Source organism: Yersinia sp. 2466 StPb PI (assembly GCF_041538325.1).
Taxonomy (GTDB): domain Bacteria; phylum Pseudomonadota; class Gammaproteobacteria; order Enterobacterales; family Enterobacteriaceae; genus Yersinia; species Yersinia enterocolitica_E.
The window spans coordinates 240,299-255,329 of the sequence record NZ_JAULSL010000001.1 but is presented as its reverse complement, the minus strand read 5'-3'; the positions used below and the strand labels follow the sequence as shown (position 1 = coordinate 255,329).

Genomic DNA, 15,031 nt, shown 5'->3' with positions numbered 1-15,031 from the left:
TGCTCCCTTTGCCGCTACTCATTGACGCCACCTGCGAGATATTCTTTCAGGCTTAATTTCACCAACAGTACGGAATTATCACTATTAATCTCAACCAGCTGGGTCTGAACAGGGGTGGGGATTTCGGCTAGTTGACGAAATAAATGGAGTAATCCATAGAAATTGACCCGCAGAGTAGCGTGCCACTGTTGGTGCCTTATGGAATCCACTGCGGCCTCGCCAACTGGCCCGGATTGTCGCTGCCAGCGAATGACTTGCCCGCCAAACGGGGCAATCAATTCATCGGTCAGATGGGCCATTGAACTATCAAGTGACAACCACGATGCCTCCCTTTCTTTCAATACCATCATTTGCTGACGAACCAGAGAAAGTGAGGGTAACGGTGCCAAAGCCGCCTGATGATGATCAACCTGTTGCTGATGTTGAATAATCTTATCTGCGGTGAGCCTCTGCTGTTGCCATGCAGGACGTAATAACATGCCATAAGCCATTACACTTAAAAGCCCAAGAAAAACCCACTGCCCTATCAAGATTTGCCAACCCGGCCTATCCATCCAATGTTGCAGCCGCTTATTCATCACTACCTCTTTCATCACTATCTCTGTCCTGCCAGTCGGCCCAAACCGCAAAGCGAAAATTACCGTCATCCTGCTGAGCAATTTTTTGTAAATGCACTGTTGTGAAGAGAGGCGAGCGGCCTAAACGCACTACAAAGAGATTAATTGCGGCATAACTCTGGCTAATTACCTCAAAAACCACCTTATCGCCTTGTGGTATCAGGCTGACCAACCAGCAGCTATCTGGAATTTGCTGCGATAGCTGCTGCAATAATATTGAATATCGCTGGGCAAGTTGGTGGGCCTGACGATAAATCTGAGCGAGCTGTTCCCGATGCCGTAGTTGTGCCATTGCCTGTTGCACCTCTTGATGGTGCTGGCCTAAGGCTATTTGCTGCTGGGATAGCGCTGCCAGACGGATTTGTTGGCTGAAATTTACTACCCGTGATTGCAGTTGTATTACAACCAGTAGGATGGCTAAAAATAGGCATTGGCATAAACCTAGATTGCGCCAAAAACGGTAACGGGATGATTGACGTTCTGCACGCCATAACGAAAAATTAACTTGATACATCAGTCGTCTGCCGGGCGTAATGCCAGCCCTCCGGCCAGAATAAATGCAGCGGGGGATGGCGGCAGTGGCGGTTGATACTGGGCAAAAGCCGTAAAGGGTGACCAGCCGGTGGTATTTTCAACCGGGGCATCATCCACCACATTACTGTAATACACCGTTATCGGTATTCCACTCTGCTCGGGATAACGCGCCTGAAGTTGTCTCAGCAACGTCGGTAATGGATTGAATGTAGTAGGCGGCTGGCCTGGTGCTACATCCTCTGAGTCGGCTGCTACCACACCAAAGTCAAACGGCATGTCAGCCGATGACACCCACAGCCACTCACTCTCCAAACGGTGAACCAACCAATATGGTCCCGATAATCCTGCCGCCATCGCCATATAACGAAGAGCACAGGGGGTAATATCAATCATATCGGAAGGTAAACCCGCTTGATGCAAGCACGCCTGCCATTGCTGAACTTCTGACTGACGGGCGGCGGTGATGATTAACTCACTACTGGCTGTGGTTTCACTACGATAATCGAGGGCTAAAGCCTGACTGCCGAGCGGAAAGACCTTACTTGCTGCGGCTTTGATAAAACCATCACGCTGCGGTTCGCGTAAACGCCGGTCCGGTGTCGGAATAGTGTGTTGCAATATGCGCTGTGCGGGCAATGCGATACGTAATGAAATATGTTTTGGTAATTGTTTACGCAATAATTTGAGTTTGTCGCTAACCATATCTGGCTGTTGTAAAATACCCTCCCGCAAAACGCCAGAAGGTAAGGTTTGATGCCACCAGTAGCGCAGTTGCCAGCCATAGCGGCGTCTGACAACAGCCAAAGCGCGTATAGCATCTATTTGAATATCTAGCCCAACCTGCCAATATTGTGAGTACATCTTTGTCGACCTCCATGTCGAGAGACAATAAAAGAACGTATCCATGTTACGGGCTTGCCTTTATACTACGGCGCGGTTGTTTATAAACTGCCCAATTGACATTGAATGGGAAATCTCAGGTGAAGTTCGTAAAGTATTTTTTGATCCTTACAGTGTGTTGCATTTTACTGGGAGCAGCCTCGATATTTGGCCTGTACAAATATATTGAGCCACAGCTACCCGATGTTGCCACGCTGAAAGATGTCCGGCTGCAAACACCTATGTTGGTGTATAGCGCCGAAGGCGAATTGATCGCTCAATACGGTGAAAAACGCCGTATCCCGTTGACATTAAAACAAATTCCACCAGAAATGGTGCATGCATTTATTGCTACGGAAGATAGCCGATTCTATGAGCATCACGGTGTGGACCCGGTTGGGATCCTACGTGCTGCCTCAATTGCTATGGTTTCTGGGCGTGCCTCACAAGGGGCAAGTACCATTACCCAGCAATTGGCTCGCAACTTCTTCTTAAGCCCGGAACGGACTTTGATACGTAAAATCAAGGAAGCCTTTCTGGCCATTCGTATCGAACAGTTACTGACCAAAGATGAAATCCTTGAGCTGTACCTGAACAAGATTTATCTCGGCTACCGTGCCTATGGTGTCGGTGCGGCAGCTCAGGTCTATTTCGGCAAAGAAGTCAATGAGTTGACCCTCAGCCAGATGGCGATGATCGCCGGTTTGCCAAAAGCGCCATCCACCTTCAACCCGCTCTATTCACATGACAGAGCAGTGGCACGCCGTAACGTAGTGCTCTCGCGTATGCTGGATGAAAAGTACATCACCCAGGCGCAGTACGATCAGGCGCGCAGTGAAGATCTGGTTGCCAACTACCATGCTCCGCAAATCGCCTTCTCAGCACCTTATCTGTCAGAAATGGTGCGGCAGGAGATGATTAAGCGTTACGGTGAGAATGCCTATACCGACGGCTATCAGGTCTATACCACCATAACCAGAAAGCTCCAGTTGGCGGCGGTCGACTCATTGCGTGCCAATGTGCTGGCTTATGATATGCGCCATGGTTATCGAGGCCCGTCCAATGTGTTGTGGAAAGTGGGCGAAAGCGCATGGGGCCGCGAGCAGATTATCGATTCACTGAAAACCTTGCCGGTCTATGGCCCACTGCTGCCTGCGGTGGTGACCGAAGCTAATACGACGCAAGCAACGGCACTGTTGGCAGATGGCAGCAACGTGACCTTACCAATGTCCGGCATGCGTTGGGCACGTCCGTTTAAATCGGATAACGCCCAAGGGCCAACACCAAAACAAGTGACCGATGTGGTGCAGCCTGGCCAGCAGATTTGGGTAAGAAAAGTAGAAGATAATTGGTGGCTGGCACAGGTGCCGGACGTTAACTCAGCCTTGGTTTCTATCGATCCAAACAATGGTGCGGTTAAAGCGCTGGTCGGCGGTTTTGACTTTAACCAAAGTAAATTTAACCGTGCGACACAGGCACTACGCCAGGTCGGTTCGAATATCAAACCCTTCCTGTATACCGCGGCAATGGACAAAGGTCTGACGCTGGCAACCATCCTCAATGACCTGCCAATTACGCGCTGGGATGCTGGTGCAGGTACCGATTGGCGGCCAAAAAACTCACCACCGACTTACGATGGCCCAATTCGTTTACGCCAAGGTTTAGGTCAATCGAAGAACGTGGTGATGGTGCGGGCAATGCGTGCCATGGGTGTGGATTATGCGGCTGAATACCTGCAACGCTTTGGTTTCCCAGCACAAAATATTGTGCACTCAGAATCCCTGGCATTAGGTTCCGCCTCCTTTACGCCATTGCAGTTAGTCCGTGGTTATGCCGTGTTGGCAAACGGCGGCTATCTGGTCGATCCCTATTTCATCACCAAGATAACTGATGATGTGGGCAATGTGCTGTTCGAAGAGAAACCGAAGATTGTCTGTGAAGAGTGTAACTTACCGGTTATTTACGGTGACACTCAGCGCTCAGTTGTTCTGTCTGATGATAACATCGAAAACGTCGCCACCTCGCAGAACAATAACGCCAGTAATGTGCCAATGCCTGAGTTAGAAAAAGTGACGCCCGAACAGGCCAAGCTCAACGGTGACCAGCAATACGCACCCCATGTGATAAGCACGCCGTTGGCCTTTTTGATTCGTGATGCGTTGAACTCAAATATCTTCGGGGAACCGGGTTGGATGGGTACCGGCTGGCGTGCCGGGCGTGACCTGAAACGCAAGGATATTGGCGGTAAAACCGGTACCACTAACAACTCAAAAGATGCTTGGTTCTCTGGCTACGGCCCGGATACCGTGACCTCCGTCTGGATTGGCTTCGATGACCATCGCCGCGACTTAGGCCGCAGCTCTGCATCAGGGGCCATATCAGATCAGATCTCTGGTGCTGAAGGTGGGGCGAAGAGTGCACAACCTGCATGGGATGACTTTATGAAAGCGGCCCTTGAAGGTTTGCCAGAAAAACCGGTTTCTCCACCGCCGGGTATTGTCAGCGTAGTGATTGATAAGCAGACGGGTAAGTTATCCAGTGGCGGACCAGGCAGTCGTTCAGAGTACTTTATCGAGGGGACACAACCCACCGAGTATTCAGTACATGAAGCAGGGACGACTCTAATGGATAACGGGCAGACTCACGAGTTGTTCTGATGGAGTTGTTCTGTAAACGCTGATGGCCTGAGTATCAAGACGGAGCAGCGCCAATATAAAAGCCGGGAGCTCGTAACAGAGTCCCGGCTTTTTTATCTCTGACCATTACTTATTAAGAAATGCCTGAGCCAGAAAAAGGGCACTAACATTACGGGCCTCGCGAAAATCAGGCTCATCCAGCAGTGCCATCATATTGGCGATCGGCCAGCGGACTTGTGGCAGGGGTTCCGGCTCGTCACCCTCCAGACTTTGTGGATAGAGGTTATGAGCAATAACAATATTCATTTTGCTAGAGAAATAGGACGGAGCCATCGTCAGCTTACTGAGATAATCAAAGCTTTTAGCACCAAAGCCAACCTCTTCCATCAGTTCACGATTCGCCGCCTCCAGCACACCTTCGCCCGGATCAATCAACCCTTTGGGGAAGCCCAGCTCATACTCTTCAATACCCACGGCATATTCACGAATCAGCAGGAGATCATCGCCAATAATCGGCACTATCATCACCGCTTCACGGTTTGATGGCCGCATTCGTTCATAAACGCGTTGTACGCCATTACTGAACTCCAGATCCACCGCTTCAACAGTAAACAAGCGGGAGTGGGCAACCGTTTCTATTTTAAGAATTTTAGGTTTTTGCAGGTGTTTCATGATAGCCCCAATTTAAATACTCACCGCCTATCGGACTTGCATCAGGATAACCAGAGCTATTTTATGGTTACTTAGTAAGCCACTTTTTGCCGATAACGATTAACCCAACACTTTATACTGGAATTTATTAGAACTTGATCACATTGTGCGTTAGTGAGAACCTTTATCGCAATCTCAGTTAGATATAATTTACCTGTTTTTAACATGACGTCGAGTTTAGTCAAGATTCAACCGGTTAAATTTCATCCTACCCTCACTCAACACACGTTAAAAAATGTGTTTGAAAATAGGATTATGCTGATATTACCGCTGTTTTAGCCTTGCTATCCTTATCAATCTACGGGCAGTTTAAGAGCACTTGCATTAGGTTTTTTGATGAATAATAGCGTGTAAAATGCTAGTTCACTGAATGACTCTGTTATATGCCTTGGTACTGTTTTTACGCATAATATGCATTCTTTCATAGAGTTGACGTAAGTCAGAGGCGCTCGGATGGGGATGGGATGAGCACAATAGTCTTAATATTGGCCTTACTGTTGACCAGTCTGATCGCGGTAGGTTTGTTATGGTGGTTCCGATTCCGCCACCCCGCCCCCGTAACTGCAATACTGCCGTTCGCTAAACCTATTCACCGTAAACTCACCGCGGAAGAACGGGTTAATATTGAGAATTATCTGCTCGGTCAGCAAGAGAAGCTCGGATTCAAATCCCAGTCAACTTTTGACACCCGCACACTGACGAACAGCAATCTTGCGCCAGCAAAGCTGACTCTAACTCCACAAAGCGAAAATGTTTATTCGGTTACCCGCGCCATCACCCGCTACGGCGTGGCGAGTGACGAACCCAATAAATGGCGTTATTACCTTGATTCGATTGAAGTTCACCTACCGGCTTCGTGGGAACAATATATCGCTCAGGATAATGACGTAGAACTTATCCAAACGCAGACGATTCCTTTGGTGATCTCCCTTAATGGGAATACGCTTAAAAATCACCAGGCTGAGAATAGCTACCAGCCTATCTTGCCTTCTCCAGCGCAAAATGCCTCAATCCGCAAAGCGGACAGCGAACATATAGAGCTGTTGAATATCCGCAAGGAAACACCCGAAGAATATGCCTTACATGGTGCTAATGGCTTAAAAGAAGCCGCTGCGATCTGTCTGGCATTGTTATTACTGTTTTTCGCACTCACCGGTCCGGCGGTTACACTGCCCTGGCTGATTATTGTGGCGATAACGTTAACCGGTTGGGCATGCTGGAATATGTTCCGCCCGTTATCTGAAAAAGATTTGCGTGAAGTCCATTGCTTGAGCGGTACGCCAAAGCGCTGGGGGCTGTTTGGTGAATCGAACCAAGGGCAGATGAATAACATCTCGCTCGGGATTGTCGACCTGATTTATCCGGCCCATTGGGGGCCCTATTTTGCTCATGACCTGGGCAAGAAAACCAACATTGATATCTATCTCAACCGTCAGGTCGTGCGTCAGGGGCCTTTTTTATCCCTGCATGACGAAATGAAACATTTCCCGTTACAGCGCTGGGGGAAAAACCTGACGCTTATTGCCGGCTCACTGTTAATAATGGTGTTATTGCTAATCTATGTGCCGCTCAGCTTGCCATTGAAATTGAGTATTGCCTGGTTGCAAGGCGCACAAAGCCAGCAAGTTACTAGTGTTGAAGCTCTGGATAAAATGCCTCTGCGCATCGGCGATATGCTGAAAGCTCAGGGTACCGGTATGTGTTATGTCCCGCCGAATACTCAAAATCCGCATAGTTTTGTTTTTACGCCGTTTGATTGTTCTGGGATCTATTGGAATAACGCAGCACCACTGCCACAACCTGAATCTGACACCATTGAAAAAGCCGCCGCACTGGTGGCAACAGTCAATCAGCAGTTGCATCCGCAAGGTACTGGTGCCAACGTCAACCCACAGTTGGCAACCGCCATTGAAAAATCTGGCATGATTTTACTGAATGATTTTGCAGATATCGTTTTAAAAACACAGGCATTATGCGGTGGAGATAGCGACTGTGTCCGCCTGAAAAATGCCTTGGTTAACTTAGGTAATGCCAAGAATTGGCCGGGGCTGGTTAAACGAGCACAATCTGGCACATTGAAAGGGATGAATGTGCTGTTGCGCCCAGTCAGTGCCGATACCCTGGAAAGTCTGGTTAAAACCGCTACCTCATCGTTTGTTTATCGTGAAACGCATTTGGCAACTGAAGCATTAAATAGCCCGCCGCCGGGTGGCTTCTTGCTAACCAGTGATGAAGGTAAGCAGTTAGTTAATCACCCTGCCCCTGCCGTCCCCATGTTTGATTACAGCGCACTGGAGCAGTGGCGGGAATTACAACGGCTCTCCGGGCTGCTACTTAATACTCAGTTTAAGGCAGAAGGCATCATTACCAATATCACCATTGATGCCAATGGCACACGGCATATCGCGCTACACAGTGAGCCGGATATCGTCACACTCGGCCGCTATCTGGGTACCAGCCTATTGCTGCTAATACTGATTGCCTGTCTGGCCGTGAATATCACTTTATTAATTCAACGGATACTACGAAACCGTAACCGGATGGATAATATTCAACGCTATTATGATAATTGTTTTAACCAGACCCTCACTCCTGCGCCTTTCCTGCGTTAGCTTTCTTTCAGGCCATATCATTCATCTCTGGCTGGCTCTGTAACTTTGATATGCTAGGCTAACTTTATCTGTGGCTGTTATCGGGACATCACCCTGATGGCGCTGGTATTCGTTGTAACCCGTATTATTTGTTTGCATAAAAATAATGTGATTGTGGAGCCGCTATGCCCCCAGAATTTAATTGGCAAGAGATTGATACCGTGCTGTTGGACATGGATGGCACCCTGTTGGATTTGGAGTTCGATAGCCATTTCTGGCTAAAGCAGGTGCCGGAAACCCTTAGCCAACACCGAGGGATCCCGCTGGAGCAGGCCCACAAAATTATTCATGATGAATACTTGGCAGTGCAACATACCTTAAACTGGTATTGCTTCGATTATTGGAGTGAACGGTTGGACTTAGATATTTACGCCATGACCACGGCTGCGGGTAACCGGGTTCGTCTGCGCCAGGATACTGAGCCGTTTTTGTCCAGTTTACGCCAGCAAGGGTTACAAACCATTTTGCTCACCAACGCCCATCCACACAGTCTGGCAGTCAAAATTGAGCATACTGCACTTGACCAGCACCTTGATTTATTACTTTCCACCCATACATTTGGTTATCCGAAGGAAGATCAACGACTGTGGCAAGCTGTCGCGCAGCATACCGGGCTGAATCCGGCCAGAACCTTATTCGTCGATGACAGTGAAACGATTCTGGATGCCGCGCGCACATTCGGTATCCGCTACTGTCTGGGTATAGAAAACCCGGATTCCAGTTGTGCTGACAAAGCATTTCACAGCCACCCTGCAATCAATGATTACCGTAAGCTATTACCCGCGCTACAGTTACGTGGTGACTAAAAAGATGTTTAGCCCTATAGCCTAAATAATTCGCGTTGCAACAAGGCGACCAACACGCATGCGACGTGAAATATGACGGAGATAACAGGCAGGAGTATTCATGAAGGATAAAGCAGTTTCTGACGAATCGGTTCGGCTGGATAAATGGCTTTGGGCAGCCCGGTTTTATAAAACCAGAGCAATCGCCCGGGAAATGGTGGATGGCGGTAAAGTCCACTACAACGGCCAGCGCGGTAAACCGAGCAAGTTGGTTGAACTGAATGCTGAAATCCGCCTGCGTCAGGGCAATGATGAACGCACGGTGCGGGTATTGGCATTACACGGTCAACGCCGTGGTGCAAGCGAAGCACAGGCATTGTATGAAGAGACTGAAGCCAGTATTGCCAATCGCGATAAGGTGGCACAGGCGCGTAAACTGAATGCCCTGACCATGCCACATCCTGACCGACGGCCGGATAAAAAAGAGCGTCGCAACCTGATCAAATTTAAACAAGGCGAGTCTGAGTAAACCCTATAGATTTCAACATGCAGGACGGCAGCCCACACACCTGCAACTTGAAAGATGACGGCTTTGCTTGCAGCCAGAAAGAGAGAAAACCATGTCTAATCACGACCAATTACACCGCTATCTGTTTGCTAACCATGCTGTGCGCGGTGAGCTGGTTTCAGTCAATGAAACCTACCAGCAAGTATTAGCCAATCATGATTACCCACCAGCGGTACAAAAACTGTTGGGTGAGATGTTGGTCGCAACCAGTTTACTGACCGCCACGCTCAAGTTTGATGGTGATATTACCGTGCAGTTACAAGGAGGGGATGGCCCATTGTCACTGGCAGTGATTAACGGTAATAACCAGCAGCAGATGCGGGGTGTCGCCCGCTTTAAAGGTGAAATCAGCGATGAAAGCACACTGAAAGAGATGGTCGGCAACGGCTATCTGGTTATCACTATCACCCCGGCAAAGGGCGAGCGCTATCAGGGTGTGGTCGCACTGGAAGGGGAGACTATCGCCGCCTGTCTGGAAAATTACTTTATGCAGTCGGAACAATTACCAACACGCCTGTTTATTCGTACCGGCAGTGTGGAAGGTAAAGCCGCTGCGGGCGGGATGTTGCTGCAAGTGTTACCAGCCGAAGAGCGTAATGAAGATGAGTTTGATCACCTGGCACAGCTTACCACTACCATCAAAGCTGAGGAGCTATTTACGCTGCCAGCGAATGAAGTGCTGTATCGTTTATATCATCAGGAAGAAGTGACGTTATATGAGCCGCAAAACGTCAGTTTCTGCTGCACCTGTTCCCGCGAGCGTTGTGCTGATGCATTAGTCACACTGTCGGAAGATGACATCACCGAAATGCTGGAACAAGATGGCAATATTGATATGCATTGTGAGTATTGCGGCAATCACTACCTGTTTGATGCCGTTGATATCGCCTCATTAAAGAGTGGTAACAGCACTTCCTCAGAACAAATTCATTAATAAGCATAATGATTGGTTGGGTGCTGACTCGTGCCCAGCTATTTCTTCTGGCGTTTCATACTTGCGACAATCCGTGTCCTATCTCTCATAACCTAGCGAAAAATAGGTCATATGTTGAAATATTTGATAGCTATCGCTGTTAATCAGAGATGAGGATTTACAATCGCTGGTAGAAAATTGACGATCCAGGAGTTATGACATGAGTGTTAAAGGAATTACCCCGCAGGAGCTCGCCGCCTATGGCATCCATAACGTCAGCGAGATTGTTTACAACCCAAGCTATGATTTACTGTTCCAGGAAGAGACCAAACCCACGCTTGAAGGATACGAGCGCGGAATCCTCACCACCACAGGAGCAATAGCGGTAGATACCGGGATTTTTACCGGCCGCTCGCCAAAAGATAAATATATTGTCCGCGATGCCATCACTCAAGATACCGTGTGGTGGGCCGATCAGGGCAAAGGCAAAAATGATAACAAGCCACTGAGTCAGGAAACCTGGAGCCACTTGAAAGGGTTGGTAACCGAGCAACTGTCCGGTAAGCGTCTGTTTGTTGTTGATACTTTCTGCGGTGCTAACGCCGATACTCGCCTGCAAGTTCGCTTTGTCACTGAAGTCGCGTGGCAGGCTCATTTTGTCAAAAACATGTTTATCCGCCCATCAGACGAAGAACTGGCCCATTTCGAGCCTGATTTTATCGTCATGAATGGCGCTAAATGCACCAACCCAGACTGGAAAGAGCAAGGTCTGAATTCCGAGAACTTTGTTGCCTTTAACCTGACAGAACGTATGCAGCTCATTGGCGGCACATGGTATGGCGGCGAAATGAAGAAAGGTATGTTCTCGATGATGAACTACCTGCTGCCACTGAAAGGCATTGCTTCCATGCACTGCTCGGCCAACGTCGGCGAGAAAGGCGATGTGGCTATCTTCTTCGGTCTGTCTGGTACCGGTAAAACCACGCTGTCGACTGATCCGAAACGTAAGTTGATTGGTGATGACGAACATGGTTGGGATGATGACGGCGTATTTAACTTTGAAGGTGGCTGCTACGCCAAAACCATCAAGTTATCTGAAGAGGCAGAACCGGATATTTATCATGCTATTAAGCGTGATGCCTTGCTGGAGAACGTGGTAGTACTGGCCGATGGTACCGTTGATTTCAATGATGGTTCCAAAACGGAAAACACCCGTGTTTCTTACCCGATCTATCACATTGAAAATATCGTTAAACCGGTTTCTAAAGCGGGTCATGCCACTAAGGTTATCTTCCTGACTGCTGATGCCTTTGGTGTATTGCCACCAGTATCACGCCTGACAGCAAATCAAACCCAGTATCACTTCCTGTCTGGCTTCACCGCTAAACTGGCTGGTACTGAGCGCGGTGTAACTGAGCCAACACCGACCTTCTCAGCCTGTTTTGGTGCAGCTTTCCTGTCGCTGCATCCAACACAATATGCAGAAGTGCTGGTTAAACGTATGCAAGCGGTGGGCGCACAAGCCTATCTGGTCAATACTGGCTGGAATGGCACTGGCAAACGTATTTCTATCAAGGATACCCGTGGCATCATTGACGCCATTCTGAACGGTGAGATTGATAAAGCAGAAACCTTCACTCTGCCAATCTTTGATCTGGCGGTGCCAACGGCATTACCGGGCGTGAACCCAGAGATCCTCGATCCTCGTGACACTTACGCTGATGTGGCACAGTGGCAAGAGAAAGCCGAAGATCTGGCGAAGCGTTTTACCACTAACTTTGATAAGTATACTGATACCCCAGCAGGTGCTGCATTGGTTAGCGCAGGGCCAAAGCTCTAAGTTAGCGTTGATTTTGTAATGATTATGGGAGGGACACATTTGTGTCCCTTTTGTTTTTCGCCAATCAAAAATGGATTAGATCAGGTTTGGTGGATGAGTGATCGGGGTCGGGTGTTCATTATTAGTTGTTCAGTGATCCGGGTCGGTTGATATGAGTTCAGTGATTAACTTGTCTCCGTTGCCTCAACCGCCAAAGGGTGCGGGCGCGCACCCTTGTGGAATCCCGCGCTTCGCACGTATCGCCTGCCCACTGCGTGGGTTCCCTCACTCATCGTTTCGGCTCACGGACCGCCGTGATTCGCTCCTGCTCAAGCACGGCTCGCTCGGCTTCCCTGCCTCGCGTCCTACCTTCACTCTTCATTCGGCAGCTCAAATGTGCTTTGAAAGTCAAAAGAGGAAATCAACAGCAAAAAATGATGGTTTTGACGTTGAGCGCAATCAGGAATATTGCCGACAAGGAATGAGGGTAAAGTGAGCGGGCATGGACGCCCGCGAAAAGCGCGCTTGAGCAGGAGCGAATCGCGCTGGCTCGTCAGCACGAAAGACGTAGGCGGTTTACCCGTAGGGCAATATTTCGCGCAAGCCGCAGGTGCAGGAGGGCCGGCTTGCCCTCCTGCTCGGTTGAGGCTACGGAGGTAAATTAGGCACTTAACTCATATCAACCGAACCTGATCACCATACTAAATAACCAAAATAAAACTCACACTACCGCAGGTGGCTTCGCCTTCATATCTAACGGCAACGGAATATACGCCCGGATCCGTAAACCGCCTCGCTCACTGGTACCGATATCCAACGAACCGGCGTGGGCATCAATAATCCGCTGCACAATCGCCAAGCCCAGTCCAGTACCACTGGTACTCCGCGCGCTATCGCCACGCACAAAAGGCTGGAACAGATGCTTCAAATCTTCAGGCTTGATACCAGGGCCGTCATCCTCAACCTGGAACCACGCACGCTGTAGCTCAGTGCCACTACTGACTTTTATCCAGCCATTACCGTAACGCGCCGCATTCACCACCATATTGGCCAACGCACGCTTAATCGATAATGGATGGATATCCACCAGCACTTCACCTGCACACAAATCAGTCTCAATTACCCGCTCATAACCACTTTCAGCCGCGATCACTTCACCGAGTACGGCATTCAAATCACTCGACTCTGTCGGCATCTCCTGCCCGGTACGTAGATAATCGATAAATTGCTCAATAATGGCGTTGCACTCTTCGATATCTTTATTGATTGACTCAGAAAGGTATCCATCGGCTTCACTCATCATTTCAGTCGCCAAACGAATACGGGTCAACGGCGTGCGTAAATCATGGCTAACCCCAGCCATCAGCAAGGTCCGATCATCCGCCAACAACTTCACGCCGGCGGCCATTTGGTTAAATGCCCGGGTAACCGAACGCACCTCTGACGCACCATACTCCCGTAGCGGTGGCGGAATAATCCCTTTACCCACCTGCAAAGCGGCATGCTCCAGCTCAACTAATGGCCGATTCTGAATACGGATAAACAGCCAGGCTCCCCCTACAGCCAATAACATAATTGCCAGGGTATAACGGAACAGTGGCGAGAAATCGCCCTGATGGATCTCAGTTAATGGCACTCGTACCCAAATATCCGGCGATAACCACGTCTTTAGCCAGACAACAGGGGAGTTTTTATTAACTTCGACCCGAACATCGGTTGGCCCACCCAATTGTTGGGCCATTTGATCACTGAGAAATTTGTAATGCTGTGCCCAACGCAGGCCACTTTCCTCCGCCGCAGCATTGGTATAAAGCGAAATCCCCAATTCACGGTAAATCTCACGCCGAAACGCCGGCGGGACTTCAAGTAGCGTGCCATCTTCCAATTGCAGCCGGTCAGTCATCAGCATACGAACTTCATACGCCAACACTTTGTTAAACTGCTGCAAACTGGGCAAAATGGCGAAATTCAGCACCACCAAATACGTGGTGACCAGACTGACGAACAGCAAGGTCACAATCAGTAATAAGGTTCGGGCAAATGAGCTACGTGGAGAAAAGCGCCATCGCCTCATGCTTTACTGCCGTCCGGTACAAATACGTAGCCCAAGCCCCATACAGTTTGGATATAGCGCGGATGCGCCGGATCTTCCTCGACCATACGCCGCAGACGTGAAATCTGTACGTCGATGGAACGCTCCATCGCACTGTATTCGCGACCTCGGGCCAGATTCATCAGCTTATCGCGTGACAACGGCTCACGTGGATGACTCACCAAGGCTTTCAGCACCGCAAACTCACCGCTAGTCAGTGGCATAGGCTCATCTTCACGAAACATCTCGCGCGTGCCTAAATTGAGTTTGAACTTACCAAACGCAATCACTGCTTCTTCCTGTGAAGGTGCACCCGGTAGCTCGTTAGCCTGACGGCGTAACACCGCACGAATACGGGCCAGTAATTCTCGGGGGTTGAATGGCTTAGGAATATAATCGTCAGCACCAATTTCCAATCCGACGATACGGTCAACTTCCTCACCCTTAGCCGTCACCATAATGATCGGCATCGGGTTACTTTGGCTACGCAGACGGCGGCAGATAGATAGACCATCTTCACCCGGTAACATCAGATCAAGCACCATCAGGTGGAAAGACTCACGGGTCAGCAAGCGATCCATCTGTTCAGCATTGGCAACGCTGCGCACCTGGAAACCTTGCTCTGTTAGGTAACGTTCCAACAGCGCGCGCAGGCGCATATCGTCATCAACGACCAGAATCTTGTGATTCTCTTGCATTTTATTACTCCCAAAGGCCGTATTGCTCGAACCTGTACATTGTTAAAAAAACTTACTTTATACCCTAAATAATTCGAGTCGCAGGAAGGCGGCAACTGAGCGAGCCCTCGGTCACTTACATGAGTCAG

Annotated in this window: 12 protein-coding genes; 6 read left to right on the top strand and 6 right to left on the bottom strand. The window is 49.2% G+C overall.

Annotation, left to right across the window (positions count from 1 at the left end):
* Window positions 1-14: 14 nt before the first annotated feature.
* Genes Q2T72_RS00995 through pilM form a run of 3 tightly spaced genes read right to left on the bottom strand, consistent with a single transcriptional unit; the run spans window position 15 to window position 2,012 of the window.
* The gene (locus Q2T72_RS00995) at window positions 15-578 is read right to left on the bottom strand and encodes a pilus assembly protein PilO (protein ID WP_193784849.1); all 564 of its coding nucleotides are present in this window, start codon (window positions 576-578) and stop codon (window positions 15-17) included.
* The gene (locus tag Q2T72_RS00990) at window positions 571-1,131 is read right to left on the bottom strand and encodes a PilN domain-containing protein (protein WP_372568495.1); all 561 of its coding nucleotides are present in this window, start codon (window positions 1,129-1,131) and stop codon (window positions 571-573) included. The genes Q2T72_RS00995 and Q2T72_RS00990 overlap by 8 nt, the downstream gene beginning before the upstream one ends.
* Entirely contained in the window at window positions 1,131-2,012 is an 882-nt protein-coding gene (gene pilM / locus Q2T72_RS00985) for a type IV pilus biogenesis protein PilM (RefSeq protein WP_372568494.1), read from the bottom strand. Before pilM ends, Q2T72_RS00990 begins: the two co-directional genes overlap by 1 nt.
* Window positions 2,013-2,131: 119 nt before the next feature.
* On the opposite strand from pilM, the gene mrcA reads away from it, so the two are divergent.
* On the top strand, window positions 2,132-4,687 hold the full coding sequence (gene mrcA, locus Q2T72_RS00980) for a peptidoglycan glycosyltransferase/peptidoglycan DD-transpeptidase MrcA (protein WP_083161228.1): 2,556 nt from the start codon (window positions 2,132-2,134) through the stop codon (window positions 4,685-4,687).
* 105 nt (window positions 4,688-4,792) lie between these two features.
* Here the strand turns inward: mrcA and nudE are convergent, their stop codons facing one another.
* Window positions 4,793-5,338 carry an ADP compounds hydrolase NudE gene (gene nudE, locus Q2T72_RS00975; RefSeq protein ID WP_083161230.1) on the bottom strand — a complete coding sequence of 182 codons (546 nt, stop codon included), beginning with the start codon at window positions 5,336-5,338 and terminating at the stop codon, window positions 4,793-4,795.
* A 503-nt stretch (window positions 5,339-5,841) separates the two neighbouring features.
* Here nudE and Q2T72_RS00970 point away from each other — a divergent pair.
* The 5 genes from Q2T72_RS00970 (at window position 5,842) to pckA (ending at window position 12,134) form a co-directional block, all read left to right on the top strand.
* On the top strand, window positions 5,842-7,989 hold the full coding sequence (locus Q2T72_RS00970) for an intracellular growth attenuator family protein (protein ID WP_372568493.1): 2,148 nt from the start codon (window positions 5,842-5,844) through the stop codon (window positions 7,987-7,989).
* Between the two features lie 164 nt (window positions 7,990-8,153).
* Window positions 8,154-8,834, top strand: coding sequence for a GMP/IMP nucleotidase (gene yrfG / locus Q2T72_RS00965; protein ID WP_083161234.1), 681 nt, complete (start codon window positions 8,154-8,156; stop codon window positions 8,832-8,834).
* Window positions 8,835-8,934: 100 nt separating this feature from the next.
* Window positions 8,935-9,342 carry a ribosome-associated heat shock protein Hsp15 gene (gene hslR / locus Q2T72_RS00960; protein WP_083161235.1) on the top strand — a complete coding sequence of 136 codons (408 nt, stop codon included), beginning with the start codon at window positions 8,935-8,937 and terminating at the stop codon, window positions 9,340-9,342.
* A gap of 91 nt (window positions 9,343-9,433) precedes the next feature.
* Window positions 9,434-10,315: an Hsp33 family molecular chaperone HslO gene (gene hslO, locus Q2T72_RS00955; RefSeq protein WP_372560316.1), complete on the top strand. Its 882-nt coding sequence runs from the start codon at window positions 9,434-9,436 to the stop codon at window positions 10,313-10,315.
* Window positions 10,316-10,514: 199 nt separating this feature from the next.
* On the top strand, window positions 10,515-12,134 hold the full coding sequence (gene pckA, locus Q2T72_RS00950; protein ID WP_083161237.1) for a phosphoenolpyruvate carboxykinase (ATP): 1,620 nt from the start codon (window positions 10,515-10,517) through the stop codon (window positions 12,132-12,134).
* Window positions 12,135-12,834: 700 nt separating this feature from the next.
* Here the strand turns inward: pckA and envZ are convergent.
* The gene (envZ, locus tag Q2T72_RS00945; protein ID WP_083161238.1) at window positions 12,835-14,187 is read right to left on the bottom strand and encodes a two-component system sensor histidine kinase EnvZ; all 1,353 of its coding nucleotides are present in this window, start codon (window positions 14,185-14,187) and stop codon (window positions 12,835-12,837) included.
* The gene (ompR, locus tag Q2T72_RS00940; RefSeq protein WP_004709363.1) at window positions 14,184-14,903 is read right to left on the bottom strand and encodes a two-component system response regulator OmpR; all 720 of its coding nucleotides are present in this window, start codon (window positions 14,901-14,903) and stop codon (window positions 14,184-14,186) included. Before ompR ends, envZ begins: the two co-directional genes overlap by 4 nt.
* Window positions 14,904-15,031: the final 128 nt, after the last annotated feature.

What these genes read in the sequence shown, in the direction of transcription:
- Q2T72_RS00995 (WP_193784849.1), bottom strand. Translation starts at nt 578, where the DNA reads ATGAATAAGCGGCTGCAACATTGGATGGATAGGCCGGGTTGGCAAATC.
- Q2T72_RS00990 (WP_372568495.1), bottom strand. Translation starts at nt 1,131, where the DNA reads ATGTATCAAGTTAATTTTTCGTTATGGCGTGCAGAACGTCAATCATCC.
- pilM (WP_372568494.1), bottom strand. Translation starts at nt 2,012, where the DNA reads ATGTACTCACAATATTGGCAGGTTGGGCTAGATATTCAAATAGATGCT.
- nudE (WP_083161230.1), bottom strand. Translation starts at nt 5,338, where the DNA reads ATGAAACACCTGCAAAAACCTAAAATTCTTAAAATAGAAACGGTTGCC.
- Q2T72_RS00970 (WP_372568493.1), top strand. Translation starts at nt 5,842, where the DNA reads ATGAGCACAATAGTCTTAATATTGGCCTTACTGTTGACCAGTCTGATC.
- yrfG (WP_083161234.1), top strand. Translation starts at nt 8,154, where the DNA reads ATGCCCCCAGAATTTAATTGGCAAGAGATTGATACCGTGCTGTTGGAC.
- hslR (WP_083161235.1), top strand. Translation starts at nt 8,935, where the DNA reads ATGAAGGATAAAGCAGTTTCTGACGAATCGGTTCGGCTGGATAAATGG.
- hslO (WP_372560316.1), top strand. Translation starts at nt 9,434, where the DNA reads ATGTCTAATCACGACCAATTACACCGCTATCTGTTTGCTAACCATGCT.
- pckA (WP_083161237.1), top strand. Translation starts at nt 10,515, where the DNA reads ATGAGTGTTAAAGGAATTACCCCGCAGGAGCTCGCCGCCTATGGCATC.
- envZ (WP_083161238.1), bottom strand. Translation starts at nt 14,187, where the DNA reads ATGAGGCGATGGCGCTTTTCTCCACGTAGCTCATTTGCCCGAACCTTA.
- ompR (WP_004709363.1), bottom strand. Translation starts at nt 14,903, where the DNA reads ATGCAAGAGAATCACAAGATTCTGGTCGTTGATGACGATATGCGCCTG.